Origin of the sequence: Bradyrhizobium sp. 33ap4 (genome assembly GCF_032654765.1) — a bacterium.
GTDB classification, from domain to species: domain Bacteria; phylum Pseudomonadota; class Alphaproteobacteria; order Rhizobiales; family Xanthobacteraceae; genus Bradyrhizobium; species Bradyrhizobium australafricanum.
Map to the genome: position 1 here is coordinate 39,591 of NZ_JAUMTJ010000057.1, position 20,234 is coordinate 59,824.

At 64.8% G+C, this 20,234-nt stretch carries 16 protein-coding genes; 6 read left to right on the forward strand and 10 right to left on the reverse strand.

Going from position 1 to position 20,234, the window contains the following annotated elements; genetic code table 11:
- Positions 1 to 4: 4 nt before the first annotated feature.
- On the reverse strand, positions 5 to 3,133 hold the full coding sequence (locus tag Q2M23_RS33740) for an efflux RND transporter permease subunit (protein ID WP_057018544.1): 3,129 nt from the start codon (positions 3,131 to 3,133) through the stop codon (positions 5 to 7).
- A 3-nt stretch (positions 3,134 to 3,136) separates the two neighbouring features.
- Positions 3,137 to 4,270 (reverse strand): efflux RND transporter periplasmic adaptor subunit, encoded by a 1,134-nt coding sequence (locus tag Q2M23_RS33745; protein ID WP_057018545.1) that lies wholly within the window; start codon positions 4,268 to 4,270, stop codon positions 3,137 to 3,139.
- 236 nt (positions 4,271 to 4,506) lie between these two features.
- Here Q2M23_RS33745 and Q2M23_RS33750 point away from each other — a divergent pair, with 236 nt between their 5' ends.
- Together Q2M23_RS33750 and xth are read left to right on the forward strand one after the other, a co-directional pair.
- Positions 4,507 to 4,932, forward strand: coding sequence for a GNAT family N-acetyltransferase (locus tag Q2M23_RS33750; RefSeq protein WP_057018546.1), 426 nt, complete (start codon positions 4,507 to 4,509; stop codon positions 4,930 to 4,932).
- Between the two features lie 45 nt (positions 4,933 to 4,977).
- Complete coding sequence (gene xth / locus Q2M23_RS33755; protein WP_316398364.1) at positions 4,978 to 5,775, forward strand: exodeoxyribonuclease III; 798 nt, start codon at positions 4,978 to 4,980, stop codon at positions 5,773 to 5,775.
- Between the two features lie 21 nt (positions 5,776 to 5,796).
- Here the strand turns inward: xth and Q2M23_RS33760 are convergent, their stop codons facing one another.
- The 3 genes from Q2M23_RS33760 to Q2M23_RS33770 all read right to left on the reverse strand — a co-directional run bounded on the left by Q2M23_RS33760 (position 5,797) and on the right by Q2M23_RS33770 (position 10,220).
- Positions 5,797 to 6,633 (reverse strand): tetratricopeptide repeat protein, encoded by an 837-nt coding sequence (locus Q2M23_RS33760; RefSeq protein WP_316398365.1) that lies wholly within the window; start codon positions 6,631 to 6,633, stop codon positions 5,797 to 5,799.
- The gene (gene ilvD / locus Q2M23_RS33765; protein WP_057018548.1) at positions 6,620 to 8,344 is read right to left on the reverse strand and encodes a dihydroxy-acid dehydratase; all 1,725 of its coding nucleotides are present in this window, start codon (positions 8,342 to 8,344) and stop codon (positions 6,620 to 6,622) included. Before ilvD ends, Q2M23_RS33760 begins: the two co-directional genes overlap by 14 nt.
- Before the next feature lie 259 nt (positions 8,345 to 8,603).
- Positions 8,604 to 10,220, reverse strand: a complete 1,617-nt coding sequence (locus tag Q2M23_RS33770; RefSeq protein ID WP_057018549.1) for a sensor domain-containing diguanylate cyclase — start codon at positions 10,218 to 10,220, stop codon at positions 8,604 to 8,606.
- 478 nt (positions 10,221 to 10,698) lie between these two features.
- Between Q2M23_RS33770 and Q2M23_RS33775 the strand changes: the two genes are divergently transcribed.
- Positions 10,699 to 10,881 (forward strand): hypothetical protein, encoded by a 183-nt coding sequence (locus Q2M23_RS33775; RefSeq protein WP_016846867.1) that lies wholly within the window; start codon positions 10,699 to 10,701, stop codon positions 10,879 to 10,881.
- 252 nt (positions 10,882 to 11,133) lie between these two features.
- Here the strand turns inward: Q2M23_RS33775 and Q2M23_RS33780 are convergent, their stop codons facing one another.
- The 4 genes from Q2M23_RS33780 to Q2M23_RS33795 form a co-directional block, all read right to left on the reverse strand.
- The gene (locus tag Q2M23_RS33780) at positions 11,134 to 12,048 is read right to left on the reverse strand and encodes a hydroxymethylglutaryl-CoA lyase (RefSeq protein ID WP_316398366.1); all 915 of its coding nucleotides are present in this window, start codon (positions 12,046 to 12,048) and stop codon (positions 11,134 to 11,136) included.
- A complete protein-coding gene (locus Q2M23_RS33785) occupies positions 12,045 to 14,054 on the reverse strand; it encodes an acetyl/propionyl/methylcrotonyl-CoA carboxylase subunit alpha (RefSeq protein ID WP_168858637.1) in 2,010 nt (669 codons plus the stop codon). Before Q2M23_RS33785 ends, Q2M23_RS33780 begins: the two co-directional genes overlap by 4 nt.
- Before the next feature lie 14 nt (positions 14,055 to 14,068).
- A complete protein-coding gene (locus Q2M23_RS33790; RefSeq protein ID WP_057018551.1) occupies positions 14,069 to 15,673 on the reverse strand; it encodes a carboxyl transferase domain-containing protein in 1,605 nt (534 codons plus the stop codon).
- 142 nt (positions 15,674 to 15,815) lie between these two features.
- Positions 15,816 to 16,988 (reverse strand): isovaleryl-CoA dehydrogenase, encoded by a 1,173-nt coding sequence (locus Q2M23_RS33795; RefSeq protein WP_316398367.1) that lies wholly within the window; start codon positions 16,986 to 16,988, stop codon positions 15,816 to 15,818.
- Between the two features lie 192 nt (positions 16,989 to 17,180).
- Between Q2M23_RS33795 and Q2M23_RS33800 the strand changes: the two genes are divergently transcribed.
- Positions 17,181 to 17,834 (forward strand): TetR/AcrR family transcriptional regulator, encoded by a 654-nt coding sequence (locus Q2M23_RS33800; RefSeq protein ID WP_076828648.1) that lies wholly within the window; start codon positions 17,181 to 17,183, stop codon positions 17,832 to 17,834.
- Positions 17,835 to 17,836: 2 nt separating this feature from the next.
- Complete coding sequence (locus Q2M23_RS33805; protein WP_057018554.1) at positions 17,837 to 18,331, forward strand: Lrp/AsnC family transcriptional regulator; 495 nt, start codon at positions 17,837 to 17,839, stop codon at positions 18,329 to 18,331.
- Positions 18,332 to 18,364: 33 nt separating this feature from the next.
- Here the strand turns inward: Q2M23_RS33805 and Q2M23_RS33810 are convergent, their stop codons facing one another.
- Positions 18,365 to 18,670 (reverse strand): ETC complex I subunit, encoded by a 306-nt coding sequence (locus Q2M23_RS33810; RefSeq protein ID WP_016846428.1) that lies wholly within the window; start codon positions 18,668 to 18,670, stop codon positions 18,365 to 18,367.
- Between the two features lie 243 nt (positions 18,671 to 18,913).
- Between Q2M23_RS33810 and Q2M23_RS33815 the strand changes: the two genes are divergently transcribed.
- Positions 18,914 to 20,077: an OpgC domain-containing protein gene (locus Q2M23_RS33815; RefSeq protein ID WP_316398368.1), complete on the forward strand. Its 1,164-nt coding sequence runs from the start codon at positions 18,914 to 18,916 to the stop codon at positions 20,075 to 20,077.
- Positions 20,078 to 20,234: the final 157 nt, after the last annotated feature.

Consider the following 20,234-nt stretch of genomic DNA (forward strand, 5'->3'; position numbering starts at 1 on the left):
TCGGCTATTCCGCCGCGACCACCTGCGGTCGCTCGACGTCGCCGCCCGCCTCGGCTTGCGGGTCGAGCTTGCGGCGCAGCCTGCGGTCGATGCGGTCGAGATAGATGTAGATCACCGGCGTGATGAACAGCGTCAGCAGCTGCGACACGCAGAGGCCGCCGACCACGGCGACGCCGAGCGGTTGACGCAGTTCGGCGCCGGCACCCGCGCCGAGCGCGATCGGCAGCGTGCCGAAGATCGCCGCGAACGTCGTCATCATGATCGGACGGAAGCGCAGCAGTGCCGCCTCGCGGATCGCGTGCTCGGCGCTGAGGCCGACGCGGCGACGCTCCAGCGCGAAGTCGACCATCATGATCGCATTCTTCTTGACGATGCCGACCAGCATCACGATGCCGATCATCGCAATCACAGACAGCTCCATCCCGAACATCATCAGCGTCAGGATCGCGCCGATACCGGCCGACGGCAGGCCGGAGATGATGGTGATCGGGTGGATGAAGCTCTCATAGAGAATGCCGAGGATCACGAAGGCTGCGAACACCGCGGCGAGGATCAGCACGCCCTGCCCGCGCAGCGAATCCTGGAACACCTGCGCGGTGCCGGAGAAGCCGGTCACAATCGTCGGCGGCAGGTTCGCGGTCTGCTCGAGTTCGGTGATCTTGTCGACCGCGTAGCCGAGTGAGGTGCCCGGCGCGAGGTTGAACGAGATCGTCACCGCCGGCTGCTGGCCCTGGTGGTTGATCTGCAACGGCCCGACCGTCGGCACCAGCCTCGCCACCGCATCCAGCGGAATGGTCTGGTTGTTCGCGGTCTTCATGTAGAGCTTCGAGAGGTCGGACGGATCGACGCGGAACTGCGGCTGCACCTCGAGGATGATCTGGTAGTCGTTCGACGGCATGTAGATGGTGCCGACCTGCCGCGCGCCATAGGCGTTGTAGAGCTGGTTGCGGACCTGATCGACGGTGACGCCGTAGACCGCCGCCTTCTCGCGGTCGATGTCGACCGTCATCTGCGGGTTCTTGATGTACAGGTCGGTGGTAACGTCGAGCAAGCCCGGAATCTTCTCGATCTTGTCGCGCATCTCGGGCGCCAGCCGGTACAGCGCCTCGGTATCGCCGCTCTGCATCACATACTGATACTGGCTCTTGGAGATGCGCCCGCCGATGCTGAGGTTCTGGATGCTCTGGAAGAACGCCTGCATGCCCGGGATCTCGCGCGCCTTCTGCCGCAGACGGCCGATCACCACGGTGGCGTTGTCACGCATCTTCTGCGGCTTCAGCGCGATGAACAGACGGCCGTAATTCGCCGTCGGATTGGGACCGCCGGAGCCGACCGTAGAGTTGATGTACTCTATCGCCGGATCGGTCCGCAGCACCTCGACCAGCGCCTGCTGGCGCACCTTCATCGCCTCGAACGAGGTGTCGGTCGCAGCCTCCGTCACGCCGATCAGAAAGCCGGTGTCCTCCTGCGGGAAGAAGCCCTTCGGCACGATCATGTAGAGGTAGATGGTGCCGCCCAGCGTAGCCAGCGTCACCACCAGCATCAGGGCCTTCTTGGCCAGCACCCAATCCAGCGCCCATTCATAGGCCCGCAGCCAGGCCTCGAACATCGCCTCGAACGCCCGCAGCACGACGTTCGGCCGCTTGGTCGCGTCATGCGCGCGCAGCACACGGGCGCACAGCATCGGCGTCAGGGTCAGCGACACGAAGCCGGAGACGATGATCGCAACCGAGATCGTCACCGCGAATTCGCGGAATACGCGGCCGACGATGCCGCCCATCAGCAGCACCGGGATGAACACGGCGATCAGCGAGAAGGTGATCGAGATGATCGTGAAACCGATCTCGCGGGCACCCTTCAGCGCCGCCTCGAACGGCTTCATGCCGTGCTCGATGTGGCGGACGATGTTCTCCAGCATGACGATGGCGTCGTCGACCACGAAGCCGACCGAGAGCGTCAGCGCCAGCAGCGTCATGTTGTTGATGGAGTAATCCAGCGCGTACATCGCCGCGCACGTGCCGAACAGCGAGATCGGCACCGCGAGCGCCGGGATGAAGGTGGCAGAGGCCGAGCGCAGGAACAGGAAGATCACGAGGATCACGAGGCCGATCGCGATCAGCAAGGTCTCCTCGACGTCGCTGACCGCCTGGCGGATCGAGACCGAGCGGTCCATCATGACCTGCATGGTCACCGAGGGCGGGATCGCGGCGCGCAGCGCCGGCAGCTTGGCCAGCACGGCGTCGACCACCGCCACGGTGTTGGCGTCGGGCTGCTTCTGGATCGCGAGCACGATCGCCCGCTCGTCGTTCATCCAGGTCGCGATCTTGTCGTTCTCGACGCTGTCATAGACCTTGGCGATCTCGTCGAGTCGGACCGGCGAGCCGTTGCGCCAGGCGACATAGATCTGGCGGTAGTCGGCCGCCTTGTCCATCTGGCCGGAGGCCTGCAGCGCGACGTCCTGCTTGGGGCCATTCAAGGTACCGACCGGCGTCGACGAATTGGCGCGCGACACCGCGGCGCGGATATCCTCCATCGAGACGCCGCGCGCGGCGGCGGCCTCCGGATCGGCCTGAACGCGGATGGCGAATTTCTGCGCGCCGTAGATCAAGACCTGGGCGACGCCCGGCAGCTGCGACAGTGCCTGCCCGATCGTGATGTCGCCGTATTCGTTGACGCTCGACAACGGCAGCGTCGCCGAGCCGAGCGAGACGAACAGCACCGGGAAGTCCGCCGGGTTCACCTTCCGGAAGCTCGGCGGGATCGTCATCTCGATCGGCAGCCGGCGCTGCGCGATCGTCAACGCGGTCTGCACGTCGAGCGCGGCGGCATCGATGTTGCGGTTGAGGTCGAACTGGATGGTGATGACGCTCGTGCCCTGCGAGGAGTTCGAGGACATCGAGGAGATGCCGGCAATGGTCGAGAGCTGGCGCTCGATGATGCCGGCGACCGAGGCCGCCATGGTGTCGGCGCTGGCGCCGGGCAGGGTCGCGGTCACCGCGATGGTCGGGAAGTCCACCTTGGGCAGCGCCGAGACCGGCAGCAGGCGGAAGCCGAACACGCCGAATGCGATGATCGACGCCGTGATCAGCGTCGTCATGACCGGGCGGCGGATGCAAAGCTCGGAGAGCGTCATCGGTCAGGCTCCGGCCTTGCGCGCCCGCAGTTCAACCCGCGATCCCTCCGAGAGCAGCAGCTGGCCGTCAACGACGACGCTTTCATCGCCCGCCAATCCGTCTGAGATCACCGATGAGCCCTGGAAGGTGCGATCGACCTTGACCGGCCGGACCTTGGCAACGCCGTCCTTGACGACGAAGACGAAATTGCCGTTCTGGCTGCGCTGCACCGCGACCGTCGGCACCACGACCGCGTCTTCGCTGCGGATGATCAGCTTGGTCTGCACGATGGTGCCGGGCCAGAGCGTCTCGCTCTCGTTGTTCATGATGCCGCGCACGGTCACCATGCCGGTGGTCGCGTCGACGGCGTTCTCCACCATCGCGACCTTGCCGCGCTCGGAGCGCTGGTGGCCGGGAATGGTCGCGATCACCTTTGAATCGCCCTTCCCCATGGCGTCGCGCAGATCGACCAGCGCCCGCTGCGGAATCGCGAAGGTGACGTAGACCGGTGCCATCTGGTTGATGACCGCGAGCGGCTGGGTGTCGGCGGGGCGGACGAAGTTGCCGACCTTGACGTTGGCGGCGCTGATCCGTCCCGCGAATGGTGCGCGGATGACGGTGTAGCTCTTCTGGACGCGGAGGTTCTCCAGCGCGAAGCGGTCGGCCTTGATGGTGCCGATCAGGACGTCGGACTGGGTCTTGGCGTTGTCGAGGTTGACCTGGGTGGTCGCACCCTTGCCGACCAGTTCGGTGTAGCGGCGGAGGTCGCGCTGCGCGCCCTCGAGCTGGGCCTGGTCGCGGGCCAGGACGCCCTCGGCCTGTTCGATCTGCGCGTCGATCTGCCGCGCGTCGAGGGTGAACAACAGGTCGCCTTCATTGACCCTGGCGCCGTCCTCGAAATGCACCGAGACGATGGTGGTCTCCAGCCGCGACTTCAGCGCCACGCTGGAGATCGGCGTGACCTGTCCAATGGCATCGACATCGACCGGAACCGATTTGCGTTCCGCCTTAGCGAGATCCACGGACACCACGCGCGGCCGCGCCGTCCCTTGCGCGGTGGCGGCGCCGCCACCCATCCATGAAGTGCGGGTCATGTAAGCCGCCCCGGCCGCAATGCCGAGAACAGCGACAGTCAGAACCAAATTGCGTTTTTTCATAAGTTTTGCACGTGCGCCGCCGGCTTCCCTTGAAGGCCGGTGCGCGTCGTCACTCCCCCATCGGCAATTGTTGCGCCTTGTTTCCTGAGAGGGTTAGCACAGGCGGACCGCCCATGGTATGCCACCTAAGTGAAATAGTGCGGCTTCAATCCGGTCATTTGCATGCGCATCGCCGGACGTTTTGAGTAACCGGGCCGCATCCGTTCTGCTTCATTGAGCTTTCGAATCGCGACCTTATGTCCACCTCCGTCCTTGTCTGCCCCTGGGAAGAAGCTCGCGAACGCTCCCGTGCCATCCGCTACAGCGTCTTCGTCGAGGAACAGCGGGTGCCGGTAGAACTGGAATGGGACGACATGGACGCATCGAGCTGGCATGCGCTGGCGTTCGCCGACGACGGTGCGCCCTTGGCCACGGGCCGGCTGCTGCCGGACGGTCATATCGGCCGCATGGCCGTGCTCAAAGCGGCGCGCGGCACAGGCGTAGGCGCCCGCGTGCTGGACGCGCTGATGGCCAAGGCGGCCGAACTCGGCTATCCGGAACTGATCCTCAACGCGCAGACGCACGCGGAGCCGTTCTACGCACGCGTCGGCTTCGAGCGGATCGGCGCGGAATTCGAGGAGGCCGGCATCCCGCACATCGAGATGCGGAAGCGCTTGGTCTAAGCGGGGCGGCGCTCGGTCACGTGCCCCCACAATGAAGGAAGTCCGATGGCAGTTCGCATCGCTACGTGGAACGTCAACTCGGTCCGGCAACGGATCGAACTTCTGGTCAGCTGGCTGAAGGAGTGTTCCCCCGACATCGTCTGTCTGCAGGAGATCAAATGCGTCGATGACGCGTTTCCCCGCCTCGAAGTCGAGGCGCTCGGGTACAATGTCGTCACCCACGGCCAGAAGACCTTCAACGGCGTCGCGCTGCTGTCGAAGCTGCCGTTCGACGAAACCAAATCGGGCCTCGCCGGTGACGACGAGGACGCCCATGCCCGCTTCCTCGAGGGCGTCGTCACGCTGAAGCAGGGCGTGATCCGGGTCGCGTGCCTTTATCTGCCCAATGGCAACCCCGCCAATACCGACAAATATCCGTACAAGCTCAAGTGGATGTCGCGGCTTCTTGAGTACACGCGGGAACGGCTGAAGGCCGAGGAGCCGTTGATCCTGGCCGGCGATTTCAACGTCATCCCGGCCGCGCGCGACGTCTACAATCCCGCCGCCTGGGCCGATGACGCCCTGTTTCGGCCTCAGACCCGCGAGGCCTTCCAGTCGCTGCTCGGCCTCGGCCTGACCGACGCGCTGCGGGCGGTCAATGACGAGCCGGGCCAGTACACTTTCTGGGACTACCAGGCCGGCGCCTGGCAAAAGAACTGGGGCCTGCGCATCGACCACCTGTTGATGTCGGCACAAGCGAGCGACCGGCTGATCGACGTCGGCATCGACAGCTATGTGCGGGCTTGGGAGAAGCCGTCCGACCATGTCCCGGTCTGGGCCGATCTCGATTTCGAGATCGCCTGACCCCGCCGGCCGGCGGGAAGATCAATCCCGGCGGCCCTGCACCCAGTGCTCGAGCATCTGCAGCGCCATCGCGCGATCGTCCTCGGAGGCCTTGGCGATCGCCCGGTTGTAGCTTTCCTTGATCCAGGCCTCATCCGGCGTCGCGCTGTCGCGCGCCAGCGTCAGCCACATCAGGCCGCGGGCCCGCTGCGGCGGCAGGCGGTCGCCGTTGAACAGCATCTGGCCGAGCAGCGCCTGCGCCTGATGCTGGCCCTTCTGGGCGGCAAGCCCGAGCCAGCGCGCGCCGTAGCGGAAGTCGTCCCGCGAGGCGTCCGGCGTCTTCAGGTAGAGCCGGGCAAGGTCGTATTGGGCGTCGGCATTGCCGAAATAGGACGCGGCATAGGAGAACATCTCCCGCGCCCGCTCGGTGTCCGCCTTCACCTTGGAATTGGGAATGCCGCTCAGATAGTAGCGGCCGAGCGCGACGAAGGCGTTGGCCACGATCGAGGCCTGCGGTGCCGACGGCGAATCCTCGGCATGCGCATTGGCGATCCGGCTGAAATATTCGAAGGCGCGCATGTCGTCCCGGATGACGCCGTCGCCCTCGGCGTACATCTTGCCGAGCTTCCACTGCGCGACGGGGTGGCCGCCTTCGGCCTGGTACTGCAGCGTGCTGAACGACGAGGTCGGCGAGGTCGCCGCAGGCGCCACTGGAGTGGCGGCCCGTTTCAGCGCGCCGGCGGTCCCCGGCTGCGGGGAAACCACAGGAAGAACCGTATCTTGTGGGTTGACCGGTGCGCCGTCGAATCCGAATCCGGGGCCCGCCACCGGGATGGCCCCTAACGCAAACGCCAATATCGTACGCCTAAACGTCCGCATAACACTGTTTCTCGTACGCGCCACCCGGATGGGTGACTGCGCCATCCACCGCCGGCCCCACTTGCTCGGCGTACTTCCACAGCGCACCAGATGTATGGTTCGTCGCGCGAGGGGCCCATTTGGTCTTACGATTTGCGAGTTCGGCGTCGCTCAAATTTACGTTAAGGGTGCCGGCGACCGCATCGATCTCGATGATGTCGCCGTCTTGCAACAACCCGATCGGCCCGCCGACGGCCGCTTCAGGTCCAATATGTCCGATGCAGAAGCCACGGGTGGCGCCGGAGAACCGGCCATCGGTGATCAGGGCAATCTTGCCGCCCATCCCCTGCCCGGTCAGTGCCGCCGTGGTCGCCAGCATCTCCCGCATGCCGGGACCGCCCTTCGGCCCCTCATAGCGGATCACGATCACCTCGCCTTCCCTGTAGGTGCGCTTCTGCACCGCCTCGAAGGCGTCTTCCTCGCGGTCGAAGCACCGGGCCGGACCGGTAAACCTCAGGTTGGACATTCCCGCGACCTTCACGATCGCACCCTCCGGAGCGAGATTACCCTTTAGCCCGACAACGCCACCCGTCACGGTGATCGGATTGTCGGCGGGCCGCACCACATCCTGGTGCGGATTCCATTTCACGCTTTTGAGGTTTTCGGCGATCGTTCGGCCAGTGACGGTTAGGCAATTCCCGTGCAGGTGGCCATTGTCGAGCAGCGTCTTCATCAGCAGCGGAATGCCACCTACTTCAAACATGTCTTTGGCAACATAACGGCCGCCCGGCTTCAAATCCGCGACGTAAGGAGTCTTTTTGAAGATTTCGGCAACGTCGAACAAATTGAATTTAATGCCGCACTCATGGGCGATCGCCGGCAGGTGCAGCGCAGCATTGGTCGAACCACCTGAGGCTGCAACCACGGCCGCAGCATTTTCAAGGGCTTCGCGGGTGACGATGTCGCGGGGCCGGATGTTTTTCTCGATCAGCTCCATCACCTTCTCGCCGGCGGCGGCGCAGAAGGAGTCGCGGATCTCGTAAGGCGCCGGGGCCCCGGCGGAATACGGGAGCGCAAGGCCGATCGCCTCGGAGACGGTCGCCATGGTGTTGGCGGTGAACTGGGCGCCGCAGGCGCCGGCCGACGGGCACGCCACCCGCTCGATCTCGTCGAGGTCCTCGTCCGACATGGCGCCGACCGAGTGCTTGCCAACCGCCTCGAACATGTCCTGGACGGTGACCGGCTGGCCGCGGAAGTTGCCCGGCAGGATCGAGCCGCCATAGATGAAGATCGACGGCACGTTGAGGCGGACCATCGCCATCATCATGCCCGGCAGCGACTTGTCGCAGCCGGCGAGCCCGACCAGCGCGTCATAGGAGTGGCCGCGGACCGTCAGTTCGACCGAATCGGCGATGCATTCGCGCGACGGCAGCGACGAGCGCATGCCGTCATGACCCATCGCGATCCCGTCGGTGACGGTGATGGTGCAGAACTCGCGCGGCGTGCCGCCGGCCGAGGCCACGCCCTTCTTCACCGCCTGCGCCTGGCGCATCAGCGAAATGTTACAGGGAGCGGCTTCGTTCCAACATGAAGCAACGCCGACAAAGGGTTGATGAATCTGGGTTGTCGTCAGCCCCATCGCGTAGAGATAGGAACGGTGCGGAGCGCGCTCGGGCCCTTCGGTCACGTGACGGCTGGGCAGCCTGCCCTTGATGTTCGTCTTGGCGTCCATCGCACCCCTGTTCCCGGCGCTCTTTCCTCCATCAACGCCGGAACCCAAAAAAATGTCCCGCCGTCGGAGCGCTGGCTATTCAGCTAAGTGAATATCCTTTCATGTCGGGGTGTGGCTAAAAAGCGGCGCGAGTGCGGACCGGGTGCTTTTAAGGTTAAATGTTCAAGCACCGTTGCAACATCGCAACAATCGTGGCCGCCGGGCAACCATGTATTATCAGTCCTTATAGGGACCTGACGGGGACCCGACCACCTGCAATTTACCCGGCGGCCAGCTTCGGTGGCGACGGAGGTGACCAGCACTCCGTGCGATTCCTGCCGTGCTCCTTGGCCTGGTAGAGCGCCGCATCGGCAGCCTTCATTAGGGCATCGATCCCCGGCATGCTTGTGAGCGCCTCGGCAACGCCGATGCTCACCGTGAGTGATACCGGCCGATCATCCGCACCCACCGTCAGCGCTTCCGCCCTCTTGCGGATGCGTTCGGCGACGGTTCGGGCGCGCGACAATGTGGTCTCCGGCAGCAGGACGGCGAACTCCTCGCCTCCAACGCGGCCGACGACGTCGGACTTGCGCTTGCCCCGAATGCATATCCCGGCAACAGCCTTGATGGCCTCGTCACCGACCGCATGTCCGAAGCGGTCATTGATGCTCTTGAAGTGATCGATATCGACCATCAGCACGGATACCGAACGATAGTAGCGCTGGAACCGGCTCCACTCCGCATCCAGCGTCGTCAGGAAGTGCCTGCGGTTGAACAATCCGGTGAGCGGATCGGTGGTCGCGAGCACCTCCAGCTGCCGTGCGTTGCGTACGAGATCGGTCACGTCGACGAAGGTCAGCATGCGACCGCCGTTTGCCATCGTCGAGCAATGGATCCTGATATGGCGACCGTCCGGCGTCTGCACGTCGCGCTTGTGATCGCCTGCCTTGATCTCCGCAATCCGCTTCGCAGGAAAGGCCCTGATCTGCTCCGGGGTCGCGCCCGTCGGAGCGGCGCGGCGGTTGCGCGTGAGCAGCGTGATGTATGCCGGATGCCGCGCGACCTCCTCCTCGCTCACCTCCCAGAATTCCCGCATTCGCCGATTGAGGAAGATCGCATTGAGATCGCGGTCGAGCAGGACGACGCCGTCCTCCACAGTCTCGAGCGCGCCGGTCAGCACCTTCAGCTTGTCGGACGCGCGCACGATGTCGGTCACGGGCGTGTAGCTCACCATCCGGCCGCCGTCGGGCAGCGGCGTGCACTGACATCGAACCACGTCGCCATTGCTGCGCCTGAGATCGATCGGGCTCGGGTCCCCGACGTTCACGAGGCGGACGCGCTCGGCAACATAGGCTTCGAGTTGCGCGGCCGGCAGCTCGTAGGCCATCGTCTTGCAGCCGTGATGCATCAGGTCGGTGAAGCTGGGGTTGCGGTCGGCCACCTCGTCCGGAAGCCGCCACATGTTCCGAAACGCGCGGTTGATGAACTGGGCCTTCAGCTCCACGTCCAACAGCAGGATGCCGACGGGTATCTGATCGAGCGCCGCGCGCAGCGCCAGCATGTGCCCGCGCAGAATATCGCCGCTGCGCCGCTCCGGAATGGCGGCCGGCGCAGGAGCGGCAGGCGTGGGCGCCGCAGCGTTGGCCTGCTGCTCTTCAAAAGCCAGGCCGAGCTGGCGGTCCGATTGCCACAGCCGTTTGCATGGCTTCACCTGATTGCTGCCGACGAGCAACAGTTGAATGTGATCGGGAATGCCAACGACACTTTCGAGTTCCACGGTGGCGCCCGTCTCCGTGAGCTGGCGGACCGTGCAGTCGAAGGCCGACCGGCCGAAGTTGAAGACGATCTTTCCGGCCAGAAACGTTCGGCCGCGGGAAGCTGACACCTGTCCGGACATAGCGAGAATCCACCTGGAGCAATTGCGAGCCCCCTCACCTCAGCACGTTTGAGTCACCAAGCCATGAACGCTTTCCGGAGGGTTTATCGGGAGCCGAGCCGATGACGCCGGCTGTGTGCGCCGCAAAACGGGTTCCATTCGGTGGAAAGGACTCGCTCGTAGGGTGGAGCGAAGCGATACCCATCATTCGCGCCGCGGATACTGAATCGATGGGCTTCGCTGCGCGCTACCGATCCGATTACGGCTCCGCCGCATCGTCCTCATATCCGAGCGCTTCGATTTGCCTCCGGAATTCCTCGAAACGCTCATGCGCTTCCGCCTTCGCTGTTCGAGCTACGGCGGACAAGTCGCTCCCATCAATCGGTCAAAGTCACTGCCGGGAAGAATTTAGTTCTACCCTATAATTATGCTGTGTTAGACGCAGTCCGAGTAGTAGCGTCGCAACTCCCTCAGTAACAGTGTCAGGGAAACGCCGGCCATGTCTGCTCTCCAAGCAAAGCTGGAACGATTTGAGATCCTCGCCGACGAATGCGAGCTGATCGCTAGCAGGACGCTGGATGGGAGCAACCGCGAGCTATACCAGCGGCTGGGCGGGCACTATCGCGAGCTGGCGACCGATATGAGGGCCGTGATCGCGACGATCAATGCTCCTGCGGCGTAAGAAAAAGGGCCGCTCGAAACAACAAGCGGCCCAAGTCTAGGGAGGAAACGCCCTCAAGGAGGGCGGCGATAGCGCGAGGCGCTGTCGCACGCTACGCATATGGGTTGAGAGTCCAGCATCGGGAGCCCAGACTGCGCAAGCCAGAGGCGCGACTATGAGCCTTGAATCTGCGCTTCGCAGCGCATAACTCCGAACGCGACCGCCGACGATTGAGGCGGCTACGATCCCAAATCGCTCCAAGCATCCCACAATTTACGATTTGGCGAGCCGCGTGCGCTTCGCGTTGAGCGCGGACGCAACACGGCTGACCGGCGGACGGCCGAGCAAGCCGGCCATCTCGTTGGTCGCGGCCAGCAGTCTGTCCATATCGATCCCGGTCTTCACGCCCATGCCCTCGAGCATGTAGACGACGTCCTCGGTCGCAACGTTGCCGGTGGCGCCGGGGGCGTAGGGGCAGCCGCCGAGCCCCCCGGCGGCGGCATCGATGACGCGAACACCCTCTTCCATGCCGGCATAGAGATTGGCCAGCGCCTGGCCGTAGGTGTCGTGGAAGTGCATCCCGAGGTTGCCGACCGGCAACTCAGAACCGACCGCACGCAGCATCTGTTTGGCCTTCAGCGGCGTGCCGACGCCGATGGTGTCGCCAAGCGAGATCTCGTAGCAGCCGAGATCCCACAGCGTCACCGCGAGGTCGGCGACCGCCTTCGGCTTGATCTCGCCGTCGAACGGACAGCCGAGCACGCAGGAGATATAGCCACGCACCTTGACGCCGTCGGCCTTGGCGCGCGCCAGCACCGGCTTGAAACGCTCGATCGATTCCGCGACCGAGCAATTGATATTGGCGCGCGAGAAGCCTTCGGAGGCCGCCGCGAACACCGAGACCACCGCGGCGCCGGCCGCGCGCGCGGCGTCATAGCCCTTCTCGTTCGGCACCAGCACGTGGAATTCGGCGCCCTTGATGTGGCTGACGCCGCGCAGCACCTGGTCGGAGCTCGCCATCTGCGGGATCGCCTTCGGCGACACGAAGGCGCCGACCTCGACGGTATTGAGCCCGGCCGCCACCAGCGCCTCGACGAAGGCGATGCGCGCCTCGACGCTGACCGGCGTCTTCTCGTTCTGCAGGCCGTCGCGCGGCCCCATCTCGACGAGCTGGATCTGATCGCTCATGATGCGGCCGCAGGTTCGACTTCGGCAAGCTCGACGCCCTCGCCGACGATGTCGCCGACCTTGCATTTGAGCTTCTTCAGCAGCCCGGCATAGGGCGCGCGCAGGGTCTGCTCCATCTTCATCACTTCCAGGGTGAGGATCGGGGCGCCCTTCTCCAGTGTCGCGCCCTCCTCGGCCAGCAGCGCCACCACCGTGCCCGGCAAGGGCGCCACGATCTTGTCCTCGCCGACCTGCTCCTCGCTCTCGCCGCCGAACGGATCGACCCAGTGCAGGTCGAAGCGGCCGTTGCGGGTGCGCAAGTAAAGCTCGTGGCCCTCGATGACCGAGGCTATACGCGACTTGAGGCCGTTGAGCGTCAGGTCGAAGCCGTCATCGCCGGCTGACGAGATGGCGAAGACGAGTTCGCGCCCGCCGACGGAGAGCGTCGACGGTCCGTTGCCATAGTGCAGCGTGATGGTCTGGGCAGGCTCATGGCCCTGCCGGAACGAAAACACCCGCTGACGGCGGCCGACCGGCATCCAGCCGAAGGCCTGCCAGGGCGAGTTGGCCTCGCGTCGCGCCGCCTTCTGCTCGTCGTTGACGATCGCGGCCACCGCCGCGCAAAGCTCGAACTCGCCGGCCGTGCCCGTGCTCGATGTCAGGTTCTTCAGCTCGCGCTCGATGAAGCCGGTGTCGATCGCATTGGCTCGCGTATCCTTGTGCGTCACCAGCGCCGACAGGAACGGGATATTGGTGACGATGCCGCGGACATCGGTCTCCTGCAGTCCGCGATTGAGCTTGTCGATCGCGCCCTCGCGCGTCGGCGCCCAGGCGATCACCTTGGCGAGCATCGCGTCGTAGTACGGCGAGACGTTATCGCCGCTGCGATAGCCGGCATCGATGCGCAGGCCGTCGCCTTCCTGTGGCGTGCGCCAGGTCTTGATGCGGCCGACCGAGGGCATGAAGTTCTTCTGCGGGTTTTCCGCGTAAACGCGCGCCTCGATGGCATGCCCGTTCAGCCTGATCTCGTCCTGCTTCAGCGGCAGCGCCTCGCCGAAAGCGACGCGGAGCTGCCATTCAACGAGATCGACGCCGGTGATCAGCTCCGTGACGGGATGCTCGACCTGCAGGCGGGTGTTCATCTCGATGAAGAACACGTCCTTACCGTCGGAGACGAACTCGATGGTGCCGGCGCCGATATAGTTGACCGCGCCGGCGGCCTTGCGGGCGGCCTCGCAAACCGTCTCGCGTTGCGCGGCGTTCAGCGTCGGCGACGGCGCCTCCTCGATCACCTTCTGGTGACGGCGCTGCAGCGTGCATTCGCGCTCCCACAGCGAGAGCAGATTGCCGTGGCTGTCGCCGATGATCTGCACCTCGATGTGGCGCGGGTTCTGCACGTATTTCTCGATCAGCATGCGGTCGTCGCCAAACGCCGCCTTGGCCTCGCGCTTGGCGCTGGTGATCGCGGCCGTGAGCTCAGCCGCCGAATTGACCACGCGCATGCCGCGCCCGCCGCCGCCGGCGGACGCCTTCACCAGCACCGGGAAGCCGATCCGGTTGGCGGCTTCCGCCAGCGTCGCCTCGTCCTGGGCCTCGCCGTGATAGCCCGGCACCAGCGGCACGCCGGCCTTCTCCATCAGCGCCTTCGAGCCGGACTTCGACCCCATCGCCGTCATCATCTCGGCGGTCGGACCGACGAACACCAAACCTGCTTCAAGACAGGCCTGCGCGAACTCGGCATTTTCAGACAGGAAGCCGTAGCCAGGATGCACCGCCTCGGCGCCGGTCTCCTTGGCGGCGGCGATGACGCGCTCGATGTTGAGATAGCTGTCGCGCGCCCGGGCAGGCCCGAGCAGCACGGCCTCGTCGGCGAGCGCGACATGCATCGCGTCGCGGTCGGCCTCGGAATAAACCGCGACGGAGCGCAGCCCCATGGCGCGCGCCGAGCGGATGACGCGGCAGGCGATCTCGCCGCGGTTGGCGATCAGAAGCGTGCGAAAACGCCGGGTGAGTTTTGAGCGGTCCATGATCAGATCCTGGGTCACATCCTGAACAGGCCGAATTTCGTCGGCTCGATCGGCGCATTCGCCGCCGCCGAGAGGCCGAGCCCGAGCACGAGGCGCGTATCGGCGGGATCGATCACGCCGTCATCCCACAGCCGCGCCGTGGCGTAATAGGGATTGCCCTGCTTCTCGTATTGCGCGCGGATCGGCTCGCGGAACTTGTCTTCCTCTTCCGCCGACCAGCTCTCGCCCTTGGCCTCGATGCCGTCGCGCCGCACCTGGCTCAGCACCATCGAGGCCTGCTCGCCGCCCATCACCGAGATGCGCGCGTTCGGCCACAGCCAGAGGAAGCGCGGGCTGTAGGCGCGGCCGCACATGCCGTAATTGCCGGCGCCGTAGGAGCCGCCGATCACGACGGTGAATTTCGGCACCCCGGCGGTGGCGACCGCCGTCACCAGCTTGGCGCCGTCGCGCGCGATGCCGCCGGCCTCGTACTTCTTGCCGACCATGAAGCCGGTGATGTTCTGCAGGAACACCAGCGGAATGCCGCGCTGGCAGCACAGCTCGATGAAATGCGCGCCCTTCAGCGAGCTCTCGCTGAACAGGATGCCGTTGTTGGCGATGATGCCGACCGGATAGCCAAAAATATGGGCGAAGCCGCAGATCAGCGTGGTGCCGTAGAGCTTCTTGAACTCGTCGAATTCGGAGCCGTCGACGATCCGCGCGATGATGTCGTGCACGTCGAACGGTTTTCTGCCGTCGGCGGAGACCACGCCATAGATCTCCTCGGCCGGAAACAGCGGCTCCTGCGCAGGGCGCATGTTGAGCTGTGCCTTCACCGGCTGCTTCAGCGTGCCGACGATGCGGCGCGCGATCCCGATCGCGTGGGCGTCGTTCTGCGCGTAGTGATCAGTGACGCCCGACTGCCGCGAGTGGACATCGGCGCCGCCGAGCTCTTCGGCGGTGACGACCTCGCCGGTCGCCGCCTTCACCAGCGGCGGACCGCCGAGGAAGATCGTGCCTTGATTCCGCACGATGATGCTCTCGTCGGACATCGCCGGCACATAGGCGCCGCCCGCGGTGCAGGAGCCCATCACGATCGCGATCTGCGGGATGCCCTGCGACGACATCTGGGCCTGGTTGTAGAAGATGCGGCCGAAATGCCGTTCGTCGGGAAAGATCTCGTCCTGCAGCGGCAGGAAGGCGCCGCCGGAATCCACCATGTAGACGCAGGGCAGATTGTTCTGCCGCGCGATGTCCTGGGCGCGCAGATGCTTCTTCACCGTCATCGGGTAATAGGTGCCGCCCTTGATGGTGGCGTCGTTGGCGACGATGATGCATTCGCGGCCCGAGATGCGCCCGACGCCGGTGATCACGCTGGCCGAATGCACGTCACCGCCATAGAGCCCGTTGGCGGCGAGCGGCGACAGCTCGAGAAATGCGGTGCCGGGGTCGACCAGGAGATCGACGCGATCGCGCGCCAGCATCTTGCCGCGCGAGGTGTGCCGCTTGCGCGAGGTCTCGCCGCCGCCGCCGGCCACCTGGTTGAGCTTGCCGCGGAGCTCCGCGACCAGGCCGCGCATCACCTCGGCGTTGCGGGCAAATTCAGAAGATGTGGGATCGATCGTCGAATGAAGCGGCATCGGTGTTTGCACGTTTCGTTGGAGTATCGGTGGGGTTCAAGGTCAATCATCGTGCCGGGGTGAGCACAACTGCCACCACTGGTGCGGTGACAGCCCCTCACCCCGCCCCTCTCCCCGCAAGCGCGGGGCGAGGGAGAAGACATCAGGCTGTCTTGGCGAACAGTTCGCGGCCGATCAGCATGCGGCGGATCTCGCTGGTGCCGGCGCCGATCTCGTAGAGCTTTGCGTCGCGCAGCAAGCGGCCGGTGGGATAATCGTTGATGTAGCCGTTGCCGCCGAGCAGCTGGATCGCATCCAGCGCGCATTGGGTGGCCTTCTCCGCGGCATAGAGGATGGCGCCGGCGGCGTCCTCGCGCGTGGTCTCGCCGCGATCGCAGGCCTTCGCCACCGCGTAAACATAGGCGCGCGAGGCGTTCATCGTGGTGTACATGTCGGCGACCTTGCCCTGCACCAGCTGGAACGAGCCGATCGGCTCGCCGAACTGCTTACGCTCGTGCACGTAGGGCAGCACGACGTCCATGCAGGCCTGCATGATGCCGATCGGCCCGGCCGCCAGCACCGCGCGCTCATAGTCGAGACCGCTCATCAGCACGTTGACGCCGCGGCCGACCTCGGAGAGCACGTTCTCCTCCGGCACCTCGCAATCCTCGAACACCAGTTCGCAGGTGTCGGAGCCGCGCATGCCGAGCTTGTCAAGCTTCTGCGCGGTGGAAAATCCCTTCATGCCCTTTTCGATGATGAACGCGGTGATGCCGCGCGGGCCGGCGTTCGGATCGGTCTTGGCGTAGACCACCAGCGTATCGGCGACCGGGCCGTTGGTGATCCACATCTTGTTGCCATTGAGGACGAAGCGGTCGCCCTTCTTGTCGGCGCGCGTCTTCATCGAGACCACGTCCGAGCCCGCCTGCGGCTCCGACATCGCGAGCGAGCCGACATGCTCGCCCGAGATCAGCTTCGGCAGGTATTTGCGCTTCTGTGCCTCGTTGCCGTTGCGGCGGATCTGGTTGACGCAGAGGTTGGAATGCGCGCCGTAGGACAGGCCGACCGAGGCCGACGCCCGCGAGATCTCCTCGACCGCGATGCAGTGCTCGAGATAGCCGAGGCCCGAGCCGCCATACTCCTCCTCGACGGTGATGCCGTGCAGGCCGAGCGCGCCGATCCTGGGCCAGAGGTCGCGCGGAAACCGGTTGCTGCGGTCGATCTCGGCGGCGCGCGGCGCGATCTCGTTGGTCGAGAAATCATGCACCGTCTCGCGGATCGCATCTGCGGTCTCGCCAAGGTCAAAATTGAAGATTGCCGCCTGGTTCGAGGCCATGATCCCTCCCGTGACATTCATCTTGCAATTAAACGATCATACGTTTTTTTCTTGGCTTCGCAAGCAATCGTGCTATGGTTTGCGCGCGAAATCCGCAGTTCATTGAATTCACTGGGATTTCATGCGATATACATACGGTCGTTCGCTTGTTTCCTGGTCCTCCCTGGCAAGCCAACACCCTCCGAGGCCCCGATGGCACGCACGATCGGCTCACACGGCCCCACCACGCTGGAGGCGATCCGCAAGGCCGGCGTGCGCCTGATCTTCGAGCACGGCTACGAGGCCATGAGCCTGCGCCAGCTTGCCGCCGAGGTCGGCATCCAGGCGGGCTCACTCTACAACCATATCTCAACCAAGCAGGACCTGCTGTTCGATCTGGTGCAGGACCATATCAACGATTTGCTGCGCGAGCTTGACCTTGCGCTGGAGGGCAAGGCCGATCCGGGCGAGAAGCTGCGCGCCTTTGTCGCGTTCCACGTCACCTATCACATGACCCGCAAGCGCGAGGTCTTCATCGCCAATTCCGAGCTGCGCAGCCTCGATGCGAAGAACTACGACGCGGTGGTGGCGCTGCGCGGCGCCTATGAGCAGCGGCTGGCGCAGATCCTCACCGACGGGGTGGCGGACGGCGCGTTCGAGGTGGTCGACATCCAGGTCGCGACCTTCGCGATCCTGGCGCTGCTCACCGGGCTGTGCACCTGGTACCGCCCCGGCGGCCGGCTGACCCGCGACGCCATCATCGCGGCGCATGAGAAGCTGGTGCTGTCGGGCGTGGCGCCGCGGGCTGCGATCGGCCAGGCGAGCCACGGCAGCGACAGCCGGCGCGCCGCCGTGGCGGGCTCGTGACCGTGACCGAGCGCCCACAGCTCGATGACATCGATCTGCGGATCCTGTCCGAGTTGCAGCGGGACGGCCGGATCAGGATCAACGAGCTCGCCGAGCGGGTCGGCATCACTGCCCCGCCTTGCCTGCGCCGGGTTCGCGCCCTGCGCAGCCGCGGCGTGATCCAGGCGATCCGCGCCACGCTGGACGAGCGGCTGCTCGGCTATGAGGTGACGACCTTCGTGCTGATCCAGCTCGACAGCCAGACCCTGAGCGCGATCGAGGCGTTCGAGGCTGATGTGGCGGCCGTGCCGCGCTTCCTGCAATGCTGGCGGATCTCGGGCGATGCCGACTTCATGCTCCGATGCGTCGCGCCCAGCGTCGACGAGATGCGCCAGCAGCTGCTGCAATTCGCCGGCCTGCCCAATGTGCGTAAGATCAGAAGCTTTCCGGTGCTCGGCGTCTCCAAGGACGCGCCGCTGCCGATCCCGGGCGCCCTCGCCGCACCCGCGGCGAGCTGATCGGGCGCTAGTCTGGACTTAGTGGGTCCAACCTTAGTGGGTCCAAGGCTCCCAGCGGCGGAACGCGAAATTGTCGGCATAGGCGATCTGGCGGTGCGCCGAATCCTTCGGCTCGATCACCTGGTAGGCGATGCCCTTGCGCTCGCAATAGGCGACCGCCTCTTCCTTGGTCTCGAACTGCAGCGTCAGCTGCTGCTTCATGTCGGTGGACGAGGTCCAGCCCATCAAGGGCTCCACGGAGCGCGGCTGCTCCGGCTCGTAGTCCAGTTGCCACTCTTTGGTCTTGGCACGTCCCGATTGCATCGCGTTTTTGGCGGGCTTAAAAATGCGTGCGGTCATGGATGGTCGGCCCCGTGGGATGTGCGACATGGAAGCGATTTGAAGGAAACCGCCGGGATAGTATAGAGACACCTATCAACGATCTGATCGGTGATTCCTCGATCTCGGAGGCAGCCTTCGCCGGACCGGTATAGTCATTCTACCGCGCTGTGACAATCTGGCCTCGGGAGGCTTCCCTTAGCAGTCCCCCGGTCCCGCGGCGCGATCTTCTCGACAAGCATCACCTCGAGGAAACGGCGCGCCATGGAAATCCACGCTACCCTGCCCGAAAAAGGACGTGACCTCCGGCTCGACCTGTTCCGCGGGGTCGCGAACTGGGCGATTTACCTCGATCACATCCCCGACAACGTCGTGAACTGGATCACGACGCGGAATTACGGCTTCAGCGACGCCGCGGACCTGTTCGTCTTCATCTCCGGCTACACCGCCTCCTTCGTCTATGCCCGCATGATGCTGGAGCGCGGCTTCATCGTCGGCGCCACCCGGCTGACCAAGCGGGTCTGGCAGCTCTATGTCGCCCACATCATCCTGTTCGTGATCTACATCGCCTCGATCAGCTATCTGGCGCTGCGCTTCGGCGATTCCGAGATCATCAACGAGTTCAACGTCGCCGGCCTCGTCGACAACGCCACCGAGACGCTGCGCCAGGGCCTGTTCCTGAAATTCAAGCCGGTCAATCTCGACGTGCTGCCGCTCTATATCGTGCTGATGGGCCTGTTCCCCCCGGTGCTGTGGTTCATGCTGCGGCGGCCGAACTGGACCATGGCGGCCTCGCTCGTGCTGTGGCTGGTGTCGCGCCACCAGGGCTGGAACCTGCCGGCCTACCCGGCCGGCAGCTGGTACTTCAATCCGTTCGCCTGGCAGGTGCTGTTCGTGTTCGGCTCATGGTGCGCGATGGGCGGCGCCCGCAACAACATGCGCATCATCAACTCGCGCTACACGCTGTGGTTTTGCATCGCCTATATGATCTTCGCGCTGATCATGACGATGGCCGGGCGCTTCCCGGACTTCGGCGCCATGTTCCCGGACTGGCTCTATTCGGCCTTCAACCCGAACGACAAGACCAACCTCGCGCCGTATCGCTTCCTGCACTTCGTGGTGATCACGGTGCTGGTGATCCGCTTCATCCCGAAGGACTGGGCGGCGCTGGAGTGGAAGGTGTTCGATCCCCTGATCGTCTGCGGCCAGCAGTCGCTGGCGGTGTTCTGCGTCGGCGTGTTCCTGTCCTTTGTCGGACATTTCGAGCTGTCGATGAGCTCGGGCTCGCTGTTCGCGCAGGTCTTCGTCAGCATCTCCGGCATCGCGATCATGACGATCGTGGCCTATTACATCTCGTGGTCGAAGCGGCAGGACAAGCCGGTCAAGCCGCCGGCGGCAAAGCCCGCGGCGCCCGCGAAGGCGGCGTAAGTCCCTTATTTTTGAGCAAGGCCGCGCAAACGCTTCGCGTTTGTCGCGGGGAACCGCTTCGCACTTTTCCGGGTCATGCTCTAGCAGGCTGTTGAAGAAGCCGGTAGCGAAGCGTTTCGTATCGTGATTCTCTAGGGCCGAGATTTCACCGGGGGGC

Excerpts from the sequence above, each read along its gene's own strand:
- Q2M23_RS33740 (WP_057018544.1), bottom strand. The coding sequence starts at position 3,133 with ATGACGCTCTCCGAGCTTTGCATCCGCCGCCCGGTCATGACGACGCTG.
- Q2M23_RS33745 (WP_057018545.1), bottom strand. The coding sequence starts at position 4,270 with ATGAAAAAACGCAATTTGGTTCTGACTGTCGCTGTTCTCGGCATTGCG.
- Q2M23_RS33750 (WP_057018546.1), top strand. The coding sequence starts at position 4,507 with ATGTCCACCTCCGTCCTTGTCTGCCCCTGGGAAGAAGCTCGCGAACGC.
- xth (WP_316398364.1), top strand. The coding sequence starts at position 4,978 with ATGGCAGTTCGCATCGCTACGTGGAACGTCAACTCGGTCCGGCAACGG.
- Q2M23_RS33760 (WP_316398365.1), bottom strand. The coding sequence starts at position 6,633 with ATGCGGACGTTTAGGCGTACGATATTGGCGTTTGCGTTAGGGGCCATC.
- ilvD (WP_057018548.1), bottom strand. The coding sequence starts at position 8,344 with ATGGACGCCAAGACGAACATCAAGGGCAGGCTGCCCAGCCGTCACGTG.
- Q2M23_RS33770 (WP_057018549.1), bottom strand. The coding sequence starts at position 10,220 with ATGTCCGGACAGGTGTCAGCTTCCCGCGGCCGAACGTTTCTGGCCGGA.
- Q2M23_RS33775 (WP_016846867.1), top strand. The coding sequence starts at position 10,699 with ATGTCTGCTCTCCAAGCAAAGCTGGAACGATTTGAGATCCTCGCCGAC.
- Q2M23_RS33780 (WP_316398366.1), bottom strand. The coding sequence starts at position 12,048 with ATGAGCGATCAGATCCAGCTCGTCGAGATGGGGCCGCGCGACGGCCTG.
- Q2M23_RS33785 (WP_168858637.1), bottom strand. The coding sequence starts at position 14,054 with ATGGACCGCTCAAAACTCACCCGGCGTTTTCGCACGCTTCTGATCGCC.
- Q2M23_RS33790 (WP_057018551.1), bottom strand. The coding sequence starts at position 15,673 with ATGCCGCTTCATTCGACGATCGATCCCACATCTTCTGAATTTGCCCGC.
- Q2M23_RS33795 (WP_316398367.1), bottom strand. The coding sequence starts at position 16,988 with ATGGCCTCGAACCAGGCGGCAATCTTCAATTTTGACCTTGGCGAGACC.
- Q2M23_RS33800 (WP_076828648.1), top strand. The coding sequence starts at position 17,181 with ATGGCACGCACGATCGGCTCACACGGCCCCACCACGCTGGAGGCGATC.
- Q2M23_RS33810 (WP_016846428.1), bottom strand. The coding sequence starts at position 18,670 with ATGACCGCACGCATTTTTAAGCCCGCCAAAAACGCGATGCAATCGGGA.
- Q2M23_RS33815 (WP_316398368.1), top strand. The coding sequence starts at position 18,914 with ATGGAAATCCACGCTACCCTGCCCGAAAAAGGACGTGACCTCCGGCTC.